The organism is Halomonas sp. (assembly GCF_033549285.1).
Classification (GTDB): domain Bacteria; phylum Pseudomonadota; class Gammaproteobacteria; order Pseudomonadales; family Halomonadaceae; genus Halomonas.
Map to the genome: position 1 here is coordinate 62,469 of NZ_JAWSUJ010000003.1, position 18,417 is coordinate 80,885.

An 18,417-nucleotide genomic window follows, 5' to 3' on the forward strand; every position below is an offset into this window, starting at 1 on the left:
AATCGAAACGTCGTCAATCACGCCAAGCTCATCAAGCTATCAGTCTCGGCCAGCGCCTGCAGATAGCAAGCCTGCAGGCGATCAGCGCCATGTTCGGGTGGCCGCTCGGCCAGCTGGTGCTCATGCTCCTCGCAAAGGCTCAGCAGCGCGCCCAGTGGGCCCTCCCGCCGTTGCAGCGCCACGCGGATTGGCTCGGCCAGCGACACCTGCTCCAACATCGCCTCCTGGTCCTCCTCGAGCAACGTATCCATCAGCGAGAAGAGGCCGGTGGTGAAGGCATCTTCCGGGTCGATGCCGGAGAAAGGTGCCGCCAGCTTCTGGCACATGAAAGCGCGGATCAGCGCCAGACGAACCGTCAATCGCGAAGAAGGCAGCTCACTGGCCAACGACAGTGTCATCACCAGTCGACGGATCTCGAGCAGCCCCAGCATTGACAGCGCCCGCTTCAACTCGGTGGGTGGCTTATTTCCGCGAGCGTAGAAGCTGGAACCGGCTCGCCTCAGAATCGCCATGTGCAGGGCAGGCATCTGAATTAGCAGGTCATGCAGCTTCTGGAGGTCGGCATCCTCACGATAGAGTTCGTTGACCAGGCGAAGCTGCGCAGCCCGGTTGCCGTGACGGGTCCGGGGGCGGGTGGCATGGAAGCCTGGGTCGCCGAGATAGCGACCGTTGAACCAGCTGAATCCCGCCTCCTGGCAGGCCGTCAGCCGTTGATGATCAGTGATGCCCTCAGCCATCAGGCAGTAGCCGGCGGCCTTGAGCGTTTCGAGGTCAAGCCCCTCAAGCCCCTCGGCGACATCCACCACCACCAAGTCAACCAGCGCCTTGATCGCGTCCTTCTCCAGCGCAGGCTCATGCACAGCGAGCCGGTAGCCAGCATCCTTGATCTCGGCGAGGCTGGCCGCCACCTCAGGCGTCATATCAAGTGTCTCCGGCAGTCCGATGATGATCTGCCACGGTGGCGTCGGCAAAAGCTCGGTGCGCACCAGCCACTCCTGAGGAAGCTCAATGAAGAGCTCGCGTTCACCGAGGGGGTGCCCTCCCTCGCCCTCGTAGATCACGCCAGAGAGAGCCTGCGCCACCTGACTGACCGGGTCATCCTTGTCTGCCCCCGAGTCTTCTTCGTCGTGGCGCCGATAGACCAGGCGATCCGCTACGTGGCGGTAGCGATCGTCATGGATGGGCTGCAGGGCGATGGTCACCCCTGCGGCGGCTTGCTGACGGCTCATGCGTCTCTCTCCCTCTATCCCGGCGTCAACCCCTCTCCATACCCGACATGCGGGTGGGGGCTTAATGTTGCTTTTAGTAACCACAAGCGTATCACGCCTGCGGTGGCGCGGCGCCTCCCCCCCCCCGCAAGGTACCTCGCAACAGACGTGAAAGCTCAAGTCTTGGCTATTTCCGCCGATAATTTCTTTTGGGTATGCTGTTGCCCCTTCACTCGCCTGCACCAACACCGGAGCCCCCATGAACCCTTCTACGCTGATTGGCATCCTGGCCAGCTGTGTGCTGCTTGCCAGCGTTCTGTTCTTCACTGCCGAATCTCCGCAGAGCTTCATCAACCTGCCGGGGCTCGGCATCGTTGTCGCTGGCACCCTGGCTGCCACTTTCATCAGCTACCCCCTCAAGGAGGTACTCAGGGTTGTCCGCCTGGTGGGCATCGTCTTCCGGCGCGAAAACACTTATATCCGAGACGACATCGAGGAGCTCGTCGACCTGTCACGGCTGTGGCTCAAGGGTGACGTACGCGCTGTGGAGAACGCGCTGGAGAAGACCCGTAACCCCTTCCTGCGCAATGGCATCCAGCTGGTCATCGCCAACACCAAGGAAGATGAGATATATGACCTGCTACGATGGCGAATTGCCAGGCTGAAAGCTCGCGAGCACGCCGAAGCCCAGATCTTTCGCACCATGGCCACCTACGCCCCGGCTTTCGGGATGATCGGCACCCTGGTGGGCCTGGTGAATATGCTAGAGGTCATGGAGGCCGGCGACTTGCACGTCATCGGTCCGCGCATGGCCGTGGCGCTGCTTACCACTTTCTACGGGATCCTGTTGGCTAACCTGGTATTCAAGCCCATCGCCGTAAAGCTAGAGCGCCGCACCGAAGAACGTCTGATTGCCATGAACATGGTGCTGGAGGGCATCTCGCTGATCACCAAGCGCCGCCTACCCTCCTTCATTGAGGAGACGCTGCACTCCTTCGTAGCCAATTACCATGATGAGATTCGCGACCCAGAAAGGCCTGGACGTAAGAGCGACGAGGCCTCGGCGAATGCTTGATCGCAGCACGTACGATGCCCTCACACCGACACCCCAGGGAGATGGCGATGGAGAGAGCTGGCTGATGAGCTACCTGGATGTACTGACACTGCTCATCACGCTCTTCGTCTTGCTGCTCTCCATGGCAGGCAATGGCCAGGCCACCCAAGGCAGTGAGTATGCCGGTGTAGCCGCTAGCGAGATCTCACCAGCCGCCATGAGGGCAGCTTCCTCCATTGCCCCAGGAATTAAGCCACAGACATTTGGATTACAACCACGAAACTCTGGTCTTCAGCCACGCTTCAGGGGACTGGAGATGGAAGGCGTCAGTGTGGCAGAAGGCGAAGAAGGCGTAACTCTGCGTATTGACAATAACCTCCTATTCGCCAGTGGACAGGCCGCGCTCACGGCGCGTGGTGAGGATGTGCTAAAGGGCCTCGTTGATGTCCTGAATAGCTTTAATGGTAGCATCTCGGTTGAAGGCCATACTGACAATGTGCCGATCAGTACTGCCCGCTTCCCCTCAAACTGGGAACTGTCTACCGGCCGAGCTATTTCAGTACTACGTTACCTGGCCGGTAACAATATTCCTGAATCCCGGCTACGTGCTATCGGCTATGCTGATACTCAACCCTTGGAAAGCAATGAAAGTACAGAAGGGCGAGCGACCAACCGCCGCGTCGAACTATTGCTTAAATCCCCTATCGAATAGGAAGCATGTCGAGATACATCCTACCTTTATGCTCTTTATACAGGTCAATTAATATCTTTCAGCCAGCTTTTCCCTGCATAAACATTGACACCCCGCCTCCAACCAAGAGGCAATTCCATGAACTGAGTATGTCCCTGCTTGTCCTTGCTGCCTGTCCTGTTACCAGAGTATTTTTCATATGGGATCAGACCTCTTCCCATTGCACGCGATTGCGCCCCATATCCTTGGCGGCATAGAGCCCCATGTCGGCGCGCTTGATGGCCGGCTTCAGAGTGGTCTCCCCGGTACACACTAGCGTCACCCCCAGTGAGGCGGTGTAGGCGAGTTTACCGTCTTCTGTCGTGTCTTCACCGACCTGAGCGGGAGTGGTGGCGACTGCCACGCGGAGCCGCTCGGCGACCTGAAGGGCCTGCTCACGGTTGGTATCGGGCAGTAGCACGGCGAACTCCTCGCCGCCCATGCGGCACAGCACATCACCATCACGCAGCACCTGACGGGCCAGCCTGGCGAAGGCCTGCAGTACCACATCGCCCACATCGTGGCCGTAGCTGTCGTTGATGCGCTTGAAGTGGTCGAGGTCGACGATGACCAGTGACAGTGGCGCTCCACTACGCTCGGCGCGGGCGATCTCCATGGCCGCCTGGCCTTCAAGGTAGCGACGGTTGCCCAGGTGGGTGAGTGGATCGGTGAGCGCCTGTTTCTCCAGTCGCGCCTCCAGCGCCTTGCGCTCGCTGAGGTCAAACACCGTGGCCCGGGAATACTGGAAGCCGTCGTCGGTGACCTGGGCGGTGGCCTGGATGGCTACCGGCAGTCGGGTGCCATCACGACACAGCAGCTCGCATTCGGCACTGCCCTCTTGGCCCTCGCCCAGTACCTGGCGGAAGGCCACATCGAAGGCCGCACGGGACTCCGGGGTCACGAAGTCGCGGTAGAAGCGCTTATCGATCACCTCGTCGGCGCGATAGCCCAACCAATCGAGCTCGGTACGATTGATCTTGATGACCCGGCCGCCACTGTCCAGGGAGTGGTAGCCACAGGGTGCATGCTGGTAGAGGTCCTGCACTTCACCAGCGTACTGGCGGGCCTCACGCGAGAACAGCAGCGCGCGCTGTCGTAGTCCACGCAGGCGGTGGTCGCTGAGCACCCAGTACACACCGAAGGCCACCGACAGCACATAGACCAGGCTGATGGCCAGCAGCTGCACCGGACTCTCCTTGAGCAGCCCCCACAGGCTGGGCCGCGGCATCAGGATACCCAGTCGCCAGGGCTGGGTATCCGGTTCGCCGAGGATCATCCCCGCCTGGCTACGGAAGTGCTGGGTGCGCAGGTCGTGGCTGCGAAAAGTGAGCTGGTGCTGGTCCAGGGTGACAGTACCCTGGTTGCGATCGGACATCGCCTTCCAAGCCTGAGGCCAGTGTGTTCCCAGTGATTGGCCGAAACGCTCGCCCGGCGCATCTCCCTCAGGAAGCAACCACTGGCCCTGGGCATCCACCAGCAGGGCTTCCCCCGGGCCTTTATCCAGTGCATGAGGCAGCGTCATGGTGAGACGTGACCAGTCGAGGGTGAACAGCAGCACGCCCAAGTGCTCCCCCCTGTCACCAACGATGGGTGTGGCGATGTCGATCACGGTGGTCACCAGCGCCTGCTCCGCGCCGGAGACACCCAGGCGTGGCGGCGAGACGTAGAGGTCACGCGCTTGCAAGGCCATGGCCGCCTGGAAGGCGGTGGTTTCCCGGTGATCAATGACCGGTGGCCGTGACAGCAGTGGCACCGTGGAGGTGGAAACCCACTCGCGCCCCAGAGGATCGACCACTACCAGGCGGGTGTAGCGACCGAAGTGGGTCAGCAGGGTATCGAACAGTCCCTCCAGCTGCTTCCAGTCGCTCTGTGCAGCAAGCCCCCATGCAGGCGTATCGGCGGACGCCTGTCGGGATAGGAAGCGCCTCAGCAACGGGAACTCCGCGGTAGCCAGCACCTGGTTGAAGCTGTCATTCATACTTCGCAGGAGCAAATCGTACTCGGATGCGAGCAGCGATTCAGCAGACTGTTGTGTGCTGTCAACTCGCTCCTTGAGGTGCGAGGTAAAGATCGGCGTCAGGGTCAAGGTGACCAGCGCGACGGGAAGTACGACGGCAAACGTCAGACGGGCCCAGAGGGAGTTGGTGCTCAATGGCAAAACCTCAAATCAGGTCAGCCGCGATTCGTGCAGGCAAATGGTTCAGAGTCTCAGGAGCAGGTCCGAAAGGGCCTGCACACCACGCAGGTGAAGTATCCAAAAAAAACCGCCCCACGTCACCAAGACACCGTGGCAGTGATCGGAGATAATGTGTCTCTCCCCGATGCATGTTCGACCCACCCTGGTCAAGTCAGAGCGGACACATTTTCAAGCCACAGTTGCCAATTCAATCTCCCCGGCGACTGGTAGACCAGAGTCGAGTGGGGCCGCCAGCTATTGCACTCCATCGCGTGAGATCGCATAGAGAGCCTTACGCATGTCCTGGCTGAGACAGTCTCGACCTTCTGTTACTGAACGATAGCGCTCCTAAGCACTTTGCTGTGCAGTCATCACGATGCACGCCATCACCAGCACATAGCGCACGGGATACACGCTCAACGCCTCTTTCCCCTCGTTGACCACGCGCAGCGCGACGTTGCCCGTACCCAGTTCGTTGGCATAACGCCTACCGGCGGGCTTTGTTCGCCACTGCACCTTGTGCCGCTGCGATGGCAGGCGCTTCTTCCACTCACTGAGCTGCTGCTTTGCGGTCAATGGCGAGCGCGCAGTGGGGGTCACCTCGATGTTAGCCCGCACCCCCGAGTGGAGACTCAGCACCCAACTGACAAATGCCAGCCCAGCATCGGCATCCCGTATCCACACATGGCCCTCTGTCGCACGATGGTACGCGTAGAAATAGCGCAAGTGCTCGAGCAGCACATCGGGCGACTTTTCGTACCAGTCCTTCCAGATGGCGTGGTACAGGGCCTGGATGATACGCCGTTCCGATACGGCATGGGGTCGCGGCAATCGAGGCAGGTCAGTTTGCGCTTCAAACTGTTGCTTGCCCTTGGTGGCTCGACAGTGGCGGTGGGCGCGGCTGCCGCGCCGCGTCCGCACCGACAACACACGCTGCTCGGCCTGCATCAGCCGCGCCACCTCCCCTTCCCTCAGGCTGAAAATTCGCTCGAGCTCTTCAGGGGAGTAACGATTACGGGCATCCAGCAGGGTTTCCAGGCTCTCCAGCGAGAGGTGATGCAGGCGATCGTGTTCCATAGGGGTGATGCCCGCAAGCGCCGGGAATGGCTGGGGCTCACGGTCCTCCACATCGGTGATCGGACACGCCTTGAAGGCCTTGCTCAACCATATCGCCGACCGTTCGCCATAACGCTGTTTCCATTTGCGAACCCGCGCGGGCTTCAGCCCCAGCAGTTCCGCCAGCGCTTCCAGCTCCACGGCTGGCGAGGGACGCCGCGCCCCTTCCACCGAATGCGGCTCGTGCTGCAGGTAATGCCCCATCAGCCACTCGGTGCAATGCAGGTAGCTGCGCAGGGTAACGTCCGGAGATGAATGCCCCATGACCTGGGCGATAAAGTGCAGCCCCTGGCGCGAGACCACGCCCCCGGTGATTTCATGCCATAACGTGTTCAGGTGAGCCGGTGCCGCCCAGGGCGCCGGAATGCCATGGAATGCCAGCAGCAGGTTGTTGGCCAACGAGTGGCGCAGATGGTGAAAGCGGACACTGGGATCCCCTGTCACGCGCCGCATCACCTCATGAATCGCTGGCGAGACCTTGTCGTCGCGCAACGGAGCCAGTGACTCACCGCCTTCGCCGAACAGCATGACACGAGGGTGTCGCGACATCTCCTGGCGATTGATGACGTAGTCCTTGAACGGCCCCAGCTCCTCCTCGGTCAACAAGTGGTGCAGGGGGAGCTGCCGACGCGAGCTGTAGCTCTTGTTGGCAACGTATTCGTTGTCACGCACCAATAGCACCACATCGGTATCCGGCACCCGTTTCTTGAGCTGGACATCGCAGATCTGGATCGAGAGTACCTCACCGATCCGTAACCCGGCACGAAACCCAAGGACGAAGACCCAGTAGCGGATCTTGCCCAGTATGCTGGGATCCATGAGTTTCAGCCTTTCGGCCACGAGCTGGTATTCAGTCTCCGAGAGGATGTTGGCATCGGCATGGTAGGTGACGCCCGCCCCACTGCCCACCAACTCCATCTTCACCTTGGCCAGCCCCAGCTCGCTGACCAGGAAATTGTGAAAGCCATGTAGCACTGTCCAGCGATAGTGACGGTTCTTCTCGGTTTTGCCCTCCTCGATGACCTGCTGATAGGCATCTACCAGCTCGGTGAGACGTGATGGCGAAAGCGGTGTATCACCGATGTACTTCAATATCGGCAGTGCGGATCCCAGATAGGTATGCAGCGTCGACTGCTTCCGTTTCATGTCCACGTGCAGGTAATACAGCCAACGACAGATCCATTCAGCAATGGGCACCATGCGCCGGGTCTCGGCAAGCGTCTCCTCCAGACGCGCGGTGATGGCAGCGTAGGTACGGCGCTTCGTCTCCCGCGTCGGGCTCAACCAACCACGCAGGCCCGCCAACAGCTCCCGTGCCTTGTAGATTGGCTGGTCGCGCTCCACCGGCATATCCGGTACAGCCGGCTGGCTGCCGGGGAAAGGTGGCCTCTCCTCCTCATCCTCCGCCAGCCCCGCGTGCTGGACATACCCACCCGACAGCAGCTGCTGCCACCGCGGCTCGTCGATGGATGTCACTGCATGCTTGCCGAGGGTACTATCCACCAGGTAACGCGGCACATGCAGTCGCAAGGCGGTAGCCGCCATCGCCTGACATGCTGGCAGCGTCATGCTCTTGTCCGCCCCCACGGCGCGGCAGAAGGCACTCCACGCAGTGGCAGAGAACTCCTTGGCAGTCTTGTAGGAGGTGGTCTTCGCCTGCTGCTGTGGGTCTCCATATCGGTCGAGATGCCGCATCAGCACCGCCAGCGTCGACGCTCCGAGCAGCCAGCGGCTGCGCGGTGGCACCGGTTCAGGCATATCCTCAGGCGGCGACTCATGTAGCAGGCACCAGGCCGTCCCACCGTAGGTCGCCAGCGTAGCTGCCGCCAGTGGCAGCGAGTTGACCGCCTTCCTGGCCAGCAGGCCATCACGGGTGATGGCCAGGTACATCAACAGTCCCCAGCTGATGTGCTCGGACTCCAGGCGCCGATGCCCCTTGAGCCCATTGCCTTGCTGCAGTAGGTCGTGGAATTGATCCGTCTGGAGGCCCTCCTCCACCAGGACCAGGCGACACCAATCCCGATAGGCATTCAGTCTGACCAGTGCGTCAGGCGTAAATGGGCTGGCCTCCGGCTGCACATGGTGCATGGGCGCAGGCACCCTGACCTTCCAGCCCAGCTGCCGCTCTCCCTGGCGCAGCCCCTGCACCAGGAAATTCACCTTGTGGCGACTCGCGGCCGCTGAAGCGCCTGCCTTGCTCAGGATGTGATCCACCCACTGCTGAGGCAGGTCATCTGGCACTGTGATGTCGCGCTCACCGCTGACCAGCCCGGGATGAAACTCATTGACCTGGGCCAGCACCTCGAGCTGCCCCTGTTGCCGTGGCCGCAGCTGTTGCCGACGCCGCGCCTCTGCGCCGCCGGCGGCTTCCGGTAGCACCAGGAGATTCCAGCCCTTCCATACGGAGCTGAATGGCTCAGACATCTGCCATCCCCCTCTGCGGCGTCCAGCCGGCCTCACGACGCAGCTTTTCCATTACCGGCGCCAGCTCGGCAAACATCGAGACGGGCGACAGGGTCGAAAGCGCCGCGAATGGCTCCTGCCCATGCTGGGCATGGCCCATGAATGCATTGACCAGCTCTCCACGGCATCCTTCCGCCCGCAGTCGACTGCGCAGGTAATGCCGGCCAGCATTGATCGGCAGGCTGAACAGCGGCACTTGCCGACGCAGATTCTTGGGAGATATTTTGACCATCTGCCAGCTTTCGCTGACGAAAAACAACAGCGGCACGTCAGGGCACGGGTCGCCCAACAATGACTCGATGTGATCGTACAGGGTGACCCGTTGATAGAGCTGCATCTGCAACACTTCCAGATGCCAGGCGTACAGGTGCAGCTGCTCGCGTAGCTGCGGCAACAGCCAGACAACCCGCGACTGGCTCATGCTCTCGTGTTCCTTGTCCGATATCACCAGCAGGCCGGTCTCGAGGTCGATCTCTCTCCAGCGAAACACCAAGTCGTTGACCGCGCGATAGCCCGTGGCGAACAACACCCAGAATGCGATATAAGCCACCAGGTGGTTATGCACCTGGCGCGCCGACTCCTCACTGGGTGGTAACCGGCGGGCCGCTCTGAGCTCATGCTGCAGATGGTCGACAAGCCGCCTCACGAGACGCGGCCGGATATTCAACTTGCTGCCATGGTCACCCGCATTCGATGGAGGCCGAACAGGTTCCAGAGCGTTCGCCTCCTCGATAGTGAGATGGCGATACAGGGCGTCACGCAGCGATGCCACGGCACGACAGAACAGTGACTCGAGATACGTCGCCGGCACGCTGTAGTAGTGAACTGCAACCTCGGTGACGGTGAAGGCGTGCCCCGTCAACAGGTAGCCATCTACCCAGTCACTCGAGTGCCTGACGATCTCATCGAACAGCGTCTGGGAAATGCGCAAGGGAGTCAGCCGCATACGGTGAGCCCGATTGATCGTCGATACGGCCTGAGACATGGCGGTGTGGATGGCCTCCCGACGATCGGCGGGAAACAATTCAGCGTACCGTGAGCGTCCCTGATGCTGCCGCTGGATCCGCGAAATGAATTGCCCCACCCTCACCGGGAGGCCGATGATCACAACCTCATCGGTCAATGCAGGCGGCGCCTCGCCGGCGCGCTCCAGTAATCGCTTGGCGTCATCCTGAAGCGTATTTCGCGCAGCAGGCGAGGGGATCGGTAATACGAAGGCCTCCTCCTCCAACAGATAGGCAAGCAGATCCTTACGATTTTTCGGCAGTGCCTGTCTTCCGGAATAGATGCGCATCGTCAGCAGCTGGTCGACCGGGCGCCCCAGCCACAACATCAGCATCAGGAGCACGCCAGCCAGCTCCCCATCGGCATCCCTGTCCTCGAATCTCTTCTTTCCTGCATAAAGGTCGTAGGCCTGCTGGGCAACGACAGCCAGCTCTATATGGCTGAGGCTGGCGTAGCGATATGGCAATCGCTGATTGTTACGGCTGATGTGGTGCAAATGGCCTTTTTGATACCGATACACATCGACAAGGTCATGTCCCGCCGTCGGCGACGCTTTCCGCTCGACGAACGTGACCCCTCGCATTGTCTGCATCTCATCCGGATGCAGCCCGACCGTAAGTTGCCGGCGTTGCGCCGGAAGCCCCCCAGGAACCTCCATGACCTGAACCGAGCGCTCCGGCCCCTCCGGCTCAGGATCGGCCTCATCGCGCGACTCGACATGCGTTTCGGTGGAAGGGGGTGAGGCATGGCCACCGCCACCCCCGCCGCCGCCTTCCCGTGACTTGCCCTGGTAGACCAGCACCTTGCGTACCAGCAGCTCGACGCCCTCCACACCATGCCTGGGCTCTCCTGCCTCGAGCAGATGCTGGGCGTGGTAATCCGTCAGGGCCAACTCGGCCGCAACGGGATTCAAAAGGCCCATCGGCTGGTTGCCGTTGGCGACCGAACGGATGACGCGACACGCCGCGGTAATTTCCGAGCCAACCCCGCCGCCATGCCGCGCCCGTTGCAGCGCAGCACAGGCGAGGACCACACCCGCATGCTGCCAGTAGACCGAGCTGTCGTGGCACGCACTATCGGGAAGGAGGATCAGCATCGCCCATTCGGGGTGCTCGTTGATGATGCCGCGCTGACGCCCTGTACGGCTCCACCAGGAATCAGGGCTGCCGGGCACCCTGCCGCCGGCAAGAACCGCCACGATTCGGTCCAGCACATCCTGATAAGCCAGGATTCCTGTCCGGCTCTCGCCCTTCGACGCCTCTTCCTGCAGGGAGTGCATGACTCCCGGCGTGTCACACAAAGCCCTCAGGGCTTTCTGCAGGTTCGACATGACCAGCTCGAGATGTGTCATATCCTCAGGCGGGCGCAGGAGCTCCAGCAGCGACGCCACCTCACTCCCGGAAACCTGGCTCAGCTCTACCAGACGCTCGACATCCACCGAAATATTCATCTCAATCTCTCTCCACCAATCTCTCCAGCTCACTCCTGCGAGAGCGCTTGTGGCGTAGCTTTCTATGCGTAATCCCCATGCATCGCTTGAGGTTCCGGGAGGCGTATTCCCGCGGGAGCCGTATCTCAAACTCCTTCCGCAGGGCACGGGTCAGCTCGGTGAGCTGTCGATAGACCCGCTCTCTGGCGTCGTATGAGTCAGGGCAATGCATCAACGAATCCAGCACGAGGTGGAATAAGGCGGTTCGAACCAGCTCGACCTCACTACCGGACACCCGATGGACGGCGACCTCATCTCCTGGTTCCAGCGCAGCACGGATGACCTGAAAACTGCGGAATCCACTGACGACCTCGTAGTGACGCTGCATCTGGCGAACACAGATCGGGTAGTGGAAGCCCAGCGCCGGGCAGGTGGCATCTGCCAACCATTCGGAGACGGGGATGCGATTGGCCATCGTCAGGGTGGCCTCATGAATTCTGCCTAGCGCTCCTTCAGGCACGTGAATTCTGGTCAGTGGCACGTTCTCCATGCACAGGCCTCATGCAGCATGATGTCTGTTCCATGCTATCAACCCTGACACCATTTTTTGTGAGAAAGACCAAAATTTTTCCGTAAATTACCGAATAAGTTTTATCTAATAGTATTAATTTTATTGCTATGTATTTTGCAAAATTAATAGCAAAAAAACACCCAATCACTTCCTTTTAATGCTGAAGCAAATTAAAAGAAAATACTGAATAAGTTGTTGATTTTTTTAACTAAAAATCATTAATTCCAGATAACGCTAGCATTTCCAAGGGGAAGATAAGACCACCAAATCAAGCATACTTCCTCTCAACCCCACCATGATTCCGTGCCTTCCACCGAAGCCATAAAGCCTCCATAACCTCTCCGTCCCGGCCACTATCGGTTAGGGCGGTCACAGGTCAAAGGTGCACCTTGGTGGCGGACCTTGGCGAAGCACTGCTGGATGCGCAGATTAGGTGTGAAGTGCCCCCCCTCCAGAGCTGCACAGGCTATAGTGCAGCGATCGGGAGGATGAGATGAGCAACGCCCCCACCGTCAAACGCTGGACCGCAAAGCGCAAAGCCGCCGTGGTCATGGACATCTTCAAGGGCAAGACCACGGTCGCTGAAGTGGCTCGCCAGCATGACCTCACCTTCTCCGAGGTCGAAGGCTGGATCGAGGAGGCCCAGCGCAGCATGAAAAACAGGTTCCGGGCCCGACCTAAGGACAGCTGCGAGCAGTATGAGTCCGAGCTGCGGGAAACCAAGGAGGCACTGGGCGAGGCCCATTTGCAGATCTACGCGCTAAAAAAGTGGCGCCGCCTGCTCGACGAGGACGAGAACTCGTAACGTCGCTGCAGGCGGAACTGGCCCAGGAGGGCCATGCGGTATCACTCGTCAAGCTGTGTCAGTGGCTTGGCCTCTCGCGCAGGTCGGTGTACTACCGACCCAAGCCGCGTCGCCGTGTGATCAATGTGGCACCCCGAGCACACCCGGCATTAGCCGCGAGGGTGTGCAGAAACCAGGGGGTCATTACAGGTGGCTGCTGCCCAACTGCGATGGCCGGGTGGTCAAGATCAACCGTACCGAGCTCGACTGGCTGGGCTATCGCGCCGATGAGGTGATCGACAAGCTCCACTATCGTGAATTCGTCACACCCGAGACCCGTGCGGCCTTCGACGCCGCCTTCCACCAGGTGCTGGGCGAGGGGCAAGAGGGAAGCGCCGAGTGCGAGCTGCTGTGTCGTGATGGCAGCCGACTGCCGGTAGCGATCCAGGCCACCGCTCAAGTGACCGAGGACGGCTTCCAGCACTCACGCGCCACGGTGTTCGACCTGAGCGAGCGCAAGGCGCTGGAGGCACGGCTTGAGAAGCAGGCGCTCACCGACCCCCTCACCGGCCTGGGTAATCGCCGTTACCTGGAAAACCAGGTGGCCATGGAGATTGCGCGTGCCGAGCGCAGCGCGACTCCGCTGACGCTGATTGCTATCGACCTCGATCACTTCAAGCGCATCAACGATACCTACGGGCACGATGTGGGGGATCTGGTGTTGCAGGCCTTTGCCAACACGGCTCGCCGGGTGCTGCGCGACGGTAACGTGCTATGTCGAATGGGCGGCGAGGAGTTTGCCGTGCTGGTACCAAACACGACCCGCGGGGAGGCCCTGCAGATCGCAGAGCGACTACGCGAGGCAGTTGCCACCACCCCGGCCAGGGTCGGACTGGACTCAACAGCTGACGGGACTTTGTCGTATTCAGCATCCTTGGGTGTCTCGCTGGTCAAGGCAGGTGAAACCTCATTGAAACCGGCGATCAAGCGTGCCGACCAGGGACTCTACTCCGCAAAACAGGCGGGACGTAACCGGGCGCATTGGGAGGGGGCGTGATGCACGAGAGTCATAAACACCCGCTGGAGTTAGGGGGACGCTGAGCCGGGGGCGAAGGATATCGGACCAATGCATCAGGTAGTACTAATTCAGCTACCATAATATCATGAATCACTTATATATAGGGGTAGCCATACGGTCAAAAATGCGGAAAAACTCGCCTCTCATTTTGTGACAACACCGATGGGGGTAAAGTGATGTCGATGGAGGTAACCCCCGCGTAGGATTTACCCCCAAAACCCTACAACCACGGGGCTTGGCGTGATATTGTGACAATCAACACAGGTTAGCGACAGCTTTGGAAATCCGGCTCATAACCCGAAGGTCATCGGTTCAAATCCGGTCCCCGCTACCAAATACCGAGAAAGCCGACTCCTACGGGAGTCGGCTTTTTCTTATGCGGCATGACCGTCGGTCATCGGTTCCCTGTCGTTTCAGATTCAGCGGTCCCCGCGACCAGATACCGAGAAAGCCGAACCCTGCGGGAGTCGGCTTTTTCATATGCGGTATGGCCGTCGGTCATCGGTTCCCTGTCGTTCCAGATTCAGCCGTCCCCGCTACCAAATTTCAGAAAAGCAGGTCAGTGGATTACTGGCCTGACTCCTTGTCGTTGCCGGCAAGAAGGATGGGCTGTGACAGTCCTGCTACCAGGCGGCTAACCCTGCTTCATACTCGGGTACCCTTCGGGCATCATGTGCCCTCGTTGTTGATTCTCCTGCTACTGGTCGCCCCTGCTTCATGCCGACGTAGCAGTACTACGCCAGAGGTCGCATGGAAAGCGCCAGCCGTATGGGACTCCTTTTTGCTGCCTGTGCCTCCCGAGGCATCAGCAGGCTATCCATCCTCCCCGCCTGTCTTAGTGAGTACCAAGGCTTTACCCCGCTGAAGCCCTGGCAGCGTCCCGATGTCACCTTGGGATGGGGGCTGAAGCCGACCAGCCTGAAAGCCAGGCGTCTGGCTGGGCAACGCGGTATTCCATATATCTCATTGGAAGATGGCTTCCTGCGTTCCTGGGGACTGGGCGTCAACGGCTATCAGCCTCACAGCCTGATCGTGGACACCATGGGCATCTACTACGACGCCACACGCCCATCCGATCTTGAGCAGATAATACTTGAAGCACGGTTCAGCGAGGATGAGCTGAAGCGCGCAGAGCACTGCATGACGCTGATCCGGCACTACCGGCTCTCGAAGTACAACCATGCTCCCGATCGCGCATTGCCGCCCAGCCAGCAACGGAGAGTGCTGGTGGTCGATCAAACGGCCGGCGATGCCTCGATTCACTACGGGCTTGCCGATGCCGAGCGCTTCCGCTCGATGCTCGAAGCGGCGCTGGATGAGAACCTCGAGGCCGAGATTCTGGTCAAGGTGCACCCGGACGTCGTGGCCGGTCGCAAGCAAGGTCACCTGCTGGACACTGCCAGTCAGCATCCTCGCTGCCGACTGATCGCCGAGGACCTCAACCCCTGGTGTTTATTCGATACTGTCGACACGGTGCATGTGGTGACCAGCCAACTCGGCTTCGAGGCCTTGCTCGCGGGCAAGCGCGTCATCTGCCACGGCATGCCCTTCTATGCCGGCTGGGGGCTGACAGACGACCGCACTCACTGTACGCGACGCAATCAGCGGCGCAGCCTTTTGCAGCTGTTCGCTGCCGCCTACCTGCGTTATGCGCGCTACGCCAACCCCTATACCGGCCAGGCCTGCAGCCTCGAGACCACCATCGACCTGATCGCCGATCAAAGCCGCCGACACGCACAACTAGCCGGTGACTGGCTAGGTGTGGGCTTCTCATCCTGGAAACGCAGCTTCGTCGGCAACTTCCTGGGAGAGCAGGCCAAGCTGCGGCACGAATCGCGTGTCGCGCGGGCTCGACCTGCCGAAGGCGAGCGGCTGCTGCTCTGGTCAAGCCAGCAGGAGACATTCGAAAGGCTGCCAGACTCGGCGCGCACCGCGCCACTGTGGCGCATGGAGGATGGCTTTATCCGCTCCATCGGCCTCGGGGTCGACCTGGTCAAGCCGCTTTCCCTGGCGCTGGACAGCCGCGGCATCCACTATGACCCGCGTCAGCCCAGTGACCTGGAACACCTGCTATCCACAGAAACGTTCTCGCCCCACCTGCTGGAGCGGGCTCGCCGGCTGCGCGAACGTCTGGTCAAGAGCCGGCTCTCGAAGTACAACGTCGGCACCTCCCGAGTTTCCCATTCCACGCGGCCTGCCGACTGCCGCTGCCTTCTCGTGGTCGGCCAGGTGGAGAGCGACGCTTCAGTATGCTTCGGCTCCCCGCATGTCACCACCAACAGCGAGCTGCTGCGCCGGGTTCGTGACGCTGCTCCTGATGCCTGGGTGATCTACAAGCCCCACCCGGACGTGGTCAGCGGTGCGCGCCTGGGACGACTCGAAGCCGGCATCGAACAGCTGTATGATGAGGCCGCCACCGACGCAAGCATTACCGATTTGCTCCCTCAGGTGGACGAGCTTCATACCATGAGCTCGCTGGCCGGCTTCGAGGCGCTGTTACGCGGCTGTCACGTGGTCACCTACGGCCTGCCCTTCTATGCCGGTTGGGGACTCACCGAGGATCGGGCGTCAGCCTGCCCGCGGCGGCAGCGGCATCTTAGCCTGGACGAGCTGGTCGCCGGCTGCCTTATTCGCTATCCCCTCTACGTCGATCCGCGCTCACGCCAACTGGTCAACGCGGAAACGGTCGTGGAGTACCTGGAGCAGCGCCGCGAGCAGCGCGCTCGGCGGCCCGTTTCGCGTCGACTCTATCGCTGGTATCGCAACACATTCATCGGAAGGCACTAGATGCACGGTCAAGGACGATCCTTTCTTTTGCTGCAGGGGCCCTGCACGCCCTTCTTCCGACGCCTCGCCCAGCGCCTGGTAGACCAGGGGCAACGCGTCACCCTCGTGGATTTCAACTGCGGTGATCGCGCCTATCGCCGCGGTCTCCCGTCCTATGCCTTTCGCGGCCGTCCGAGCGAGCTACCGGCGTTCCTGGAGAGCATATGGGAGCGCCACGGCATCACCGACCAACTGATGTTCGGTGACCGCCGGGCGGTACACCGGCCCGCCATCGAGGGGGCAGCGAACCTCGACATCCGCAACCACATCTTCGAGGAAGGCTACCTGCGGCCCTTCTGGATCACCCTGGAGCGCGAGGGCGTCAACGGCCACTCCCTGCTGCCTCGCGACCCCGACTGGTTCCGTGAGGCCGCCGCGCGCCTGGGCCCGCCACCGTCCGCGGTCCGTTTCCGCTCCTCGTTCAAGGTCCGCGCGACCCATGATGTGGCCTATCACCTGGCCGGCCTGGCCAATCCGGTAGGGTTTCCCCGCTACCGCAACCATGCCCCGGTCACGGCACCGGTCGAGTATGCGGGCTACCTCAAGCGCTTCCTCCAGTTGCGCCTGCAACGCCGCCACGCCCATGACGCTCGCTGCATCGAGCGCCTGGCGGGCGACAACACGCCCTACTATGTGCTGCCACTGCAGCTTAACAGTGACGCCCAGATCCGCGACCACTCCCCGTTTTCCGGCATGGAGGAGGTCATTGAGCACGCGATGGCCTCCTTCTCCCGGCATGCCCCCACCAACGCCCGCCTGGTGATCAAGAACCACCCCCTCGACATGGGGCTGGTCAATTACCCCAGAGTGATCCATCGCCTAGCCGAGGGTTATGGCATCGGTGGTCGCGTCGACTACCTGGAAACCGGTGACCTCAATCGCCTGCTACCCCGTGCCGCCGGGCTGGTCACGGTCAACAGCACGGCTGGCCTGGTGGCCCTGGAGCAGGGTTGCCCGACACTGACGCTCAGCACCCCCATCTATGCCATTCGAGGTCTTACCTTCCAGGGCCGGCTGGATGACTTCTGGCGAGCTGGTACGCCACCCGAGGCAGCGCTGGTCCAGGCCTTCCGGACGACCCTGCTGCACACCGTCCAGGTCAACGGAGACTTCTACTGCACCACCGGAACCGAGCTCGCCGTGAAAAATACCCTGCACCGCCTGGAAGCGGATCACTCCCCGCTGGAAGAGCTGCTGACATGCCTGCCCATCGCCGCCTGATCCTGATCACCGGGGCCAGCGGCGCCATCGGAGGAGCCCTGGCCTGCGCCTTCGCCGAGCCCGGCGTGCAACTGCTGCTGCATGGCCGCAACACCACGGCGCTCCAGGCCATAGCCGACCGCTGCCGCGCCCTTGGCGCCCACACAGAGCTGACGAGCGTGGAGCTCACCGACGACCACCAGCTACACGACTGGCTCGAGCAACTTCACCATGACGCCCTGCCCGATCTCGTCATCGCCTGCGCCGGCATGAATATCGACATCGGCCAGGATGGCGCCGGAGAAGCCTGGGAGCAGTCGGCACAATTGCTGGCCCTGAACCTGCGTGCCCCCATGGCCATGGCCACTATTCTGGCGCCGCGCATGAAGGCGCGCGGTAGCGGCCAGTTGGTCTTCATCAGTTCGCTTGCGGCCTGGCATGGCCTGCCCGTCACGCCCAGCTACAGCGCCAGCAAGGCCGGCATCAAGGCCTATGGCGAAGCCCTGCGGGGCTGGCTTGCCCCCTACGGGGTCGGGGTCAGCGTGGTGATGCCCGGCTATGTTGCCTCCCCCATGGCCGCCGCCATGCCCGGCCCCAAGCCCTGGCAGTGGTCGGCCGAGCGGGCCGCCCGCGTCATCCGCCGGGGCATCGAACAAGACCGGGCACGGATCAGCTTTCCTTTTCCATTGAACGTCGGCAGCTGGTGGCTCGGCATGCTGCCGGCGAGCCTTTCCCAGCGCCTGGTGCGCTGGTTCGGCTTCGGGGCCGCGCGATGAT

Annotated in this window: 12 protein-coding genes; 7 read left to right on the forward strand and 5 right to left on the reverse strand. The window is 61.3% G+C overall.

The features are described 5' to 3' along the window. Positions 1 to 17: 17 nt before the first annotated feature. Complete coding sequence (locus tag SCI24_RS01525) at positions 18 to 1,202, reverse strand: EAL and HDOD domain-containing protein (RefSeq protein ID WP_318723618.1); 1,185 nt, start codon at positions 1,200 to 1,202, stop codon at positions 18 to 20. 265 nt (positions 1,203 to 1,467) lie between these two features. On the opposite strand from SCI24_RS01525, the gene SCI24_RS01530 reads away from it, so the two are divergent. Both SCI24_RS01530 and SCI24_RS01535 read left to right on the forward strand, forming a co-directional pair. Then, positions 1,468 to 2,283, forward strand: coding sequence for a motility protein A (locus SCI24_RS01530; RefSeq protein WP_318723620.1), 816 nt, complete (start codon positions 1,468 to 1,470; stop codon positions 2,281 to 2,283). Further along, positions 2,276 to 2,974 carry a flagellar motor protein MotB gene (locus tag SCI24_RS01535; protein WP_318723621.1) on the forward strand — a complete coding sequence of 233 codons (699 nt, stop codon included), beginning with the start codon at positions 2,276 to 2,278 and terminating at the stop codon, positions 2,972 to 2,974. Before SCI24_RS01530 ends, SCI24_RS01535 begins: the two co-directional genes overlap by 8 nt. Before the next feature lie 184 nt (positions 2,975 to 3,158). On the opposite strand, the gene SCI24_RS01540 is transcribed toward SCI24_RS01535, so the two are convergent. The 4 genes from SCI24_RS01540 to SCI24_RS01555 form a co-directional block, all read right to left on the reverse strand. Then, positions 3,159 to 4,985: a diguanylate cyclase gene (locus SCI24_RS01540; RefSeq protein ID WP_318723622.1), complete on the reverse strand. Its 1,827-nt coding sequence runs from the start codon at positions 4,983 to 4,985 to the stop codon at positions 3,159 to 3,161. Positions 4,986 to 5,516: 531 nt separating this feature from the next. Beyond that, positions 5,517 to 8,708, reverse strand: coding sequence for a tyrosine-type recombinase/integrase (locus SCI24_RS01545; RefSeq protein WP_318723623.1), 3,192 nt, complete (start codon positions 8,706 to 8,708; stop codon positions 5,517 to 5,519). Beyond that, on the reverse strand, positions 8,701 to 11,202 hold the full coding sequence (locus SCI24_RS01550) for a hypothetical protein (protein ID WP_318723624.1): 2,502 nt from the start codon (positions 11,200 to 11,202) through the stop codon (positions 8,701 to 8,703). Before SCI24_RS01550 ends, SCI24_RS01545 begins: the two co-directional genes overlap by 8 nt. Before the next feature lies 1 nt (position 11,203). Further along, entirely contained in the window at positions 11,204 to 11,731 is a 528-nt protein-coding gene (locus SCI24_RS01555; RefSeq protein ID WP_318723625.1) for a hypothetical protein, read from the reverse strand. Positions 11,732 to 12,245: 514 nt separating this feature from the next. On the opposite strand from SCI24_RS01555, the gene SCI24_RS01560 reads away from it, so the two are divergent. The 5 genes from SCI24_RS01560 to SCI24_RS01580 all read left to right on the forward strand — a co-directional run bounded on the left by SCI24_RS01560 (position 12,246) and on the right by SCI24_RS01580 (position 18,416). After that, the gene (locus SCI24_RS01560) at positions 12,246 to 12,557 is read left to right on the forward strand and encodes a transposase (protein WP_318723626.1); all 312 of its coding nucleotides are present in this window, start codon (positions 12,246 to 12,248) and stop codon (positions 12,555 to 12,557) included. Between the two features lie 217 nt (positions 12,558 to 12,774). After that, positions 12,775 to 13,593: a GGDEF domain-containing protein gene (locus SCI24_RS01565; protein ID WP_318723627.1), complete on the forward strand. Its 819-nt coding sequence runs from the start codon at positions 12,775 to 12,777 to the stop codon at positions 13,591 to 13,593. Between the two features lie 771 nt (positions 13,594 to 14,364). Then, the gene (locus SCI24_RS01570; RefSeq protein WP_318723628.1) at positions 14,365 to 16,401 is read left to right on the forward strand and encodes a capsular polysaccharide biosynthesis protein; all 2,037 of its coding nucleotides are present in this window, start codon (positions 14,365 to 14,367) and stop codon (positions 16,399 to 16,401) included. Between the two features lie 27 nt (positions 16,402 to 16,428). After that, entirely contained in the window at positions 16,429 to 17,661 is a 1,233-nt protein-coding gene (locus tag SCI24_RS01575; RefSeq protein WP_318723630.1) for a capsular biosynthesis protein, read from the forward strand. Further along, positions 17,640 to 18,416, forward strand: a complete 777-nt coding sequence (locus tag SCI24_RS01580; RefSeq protein ID WP_318723631.1) for an SDR family NAD(P)-dependent oxidoreductase — start codon at positions 17,640 to 17,642, stop codon at positions 18,414 to 18,416. The genes SCI24_RS01575 and SCI24_RS01580 overlap by 22 nt, the downstream gene beginning before the upstream one ends. Position 18,417 lies beyond the last annotated feature (1 nt).

Excerpts from the sequence above, each read along its gene's own strand:
- SCI24_RS01530 (WP_318723620.1), top strand. The coding sequence starts at position 1,468 with ATGAACCCTTCTACGCTGATTGGCATCCTGGCCAGCTGTGTGCTGCTT.
- SCI24_RS01535 (WP_318723621.1), top strand. The coding sequence starts at position 2,276 with ATGCTTGATCGCAGCACGTACGATGCCCTCACACCGACACCCCAGGGA.
- SCI24_RS01545 (WP_318723623.1), bottom strand. The coding sequence starts at position 8,708 with ATGTCTGAGCCATTCAGCTCCGTATGGAAGGGCTGGAATCTCCTGGTG.
- SCI24_RS01550 (WP_318723624.1), bottom strand. The coding sequence starts at position 11,202 with ATGAATATTTCGGTGGATGTCGAGCGTCTGGTAGAGCTGAGCCAGGTT.
- SCI24_RS01555 (WP_318723625.1), bottom strand. The coding sequence starts at position 11,731 with ATGGAGAACGTGCCACTGACCAGAATTCACGTGCCTGAAGGAGCGCTA.
- SCI24_RS01560 (WP_318723626.1), top strand. The coding sequence starts at position 12,246 with ATGAGCAACGCCCCCACCGTCAAACGCTGGACCGCAAAGCGCAAAGCC.
- SCI24_RS01570 (WP_318723628.1), top strand. The coding sequence starts at position 14,365 with ATGGAAAGCGCCAGCCGTATGGGACTCCTTTTTGCTGCCTGTGCCTCC.
- SCI24_RS01580 (WP_318723631.1), top strand. The coding sequence starts at position 17,640 with ATGCCTGCCCATCGCCGCCTGATCCTGATCACCGGGGCCAGCGGCGCC.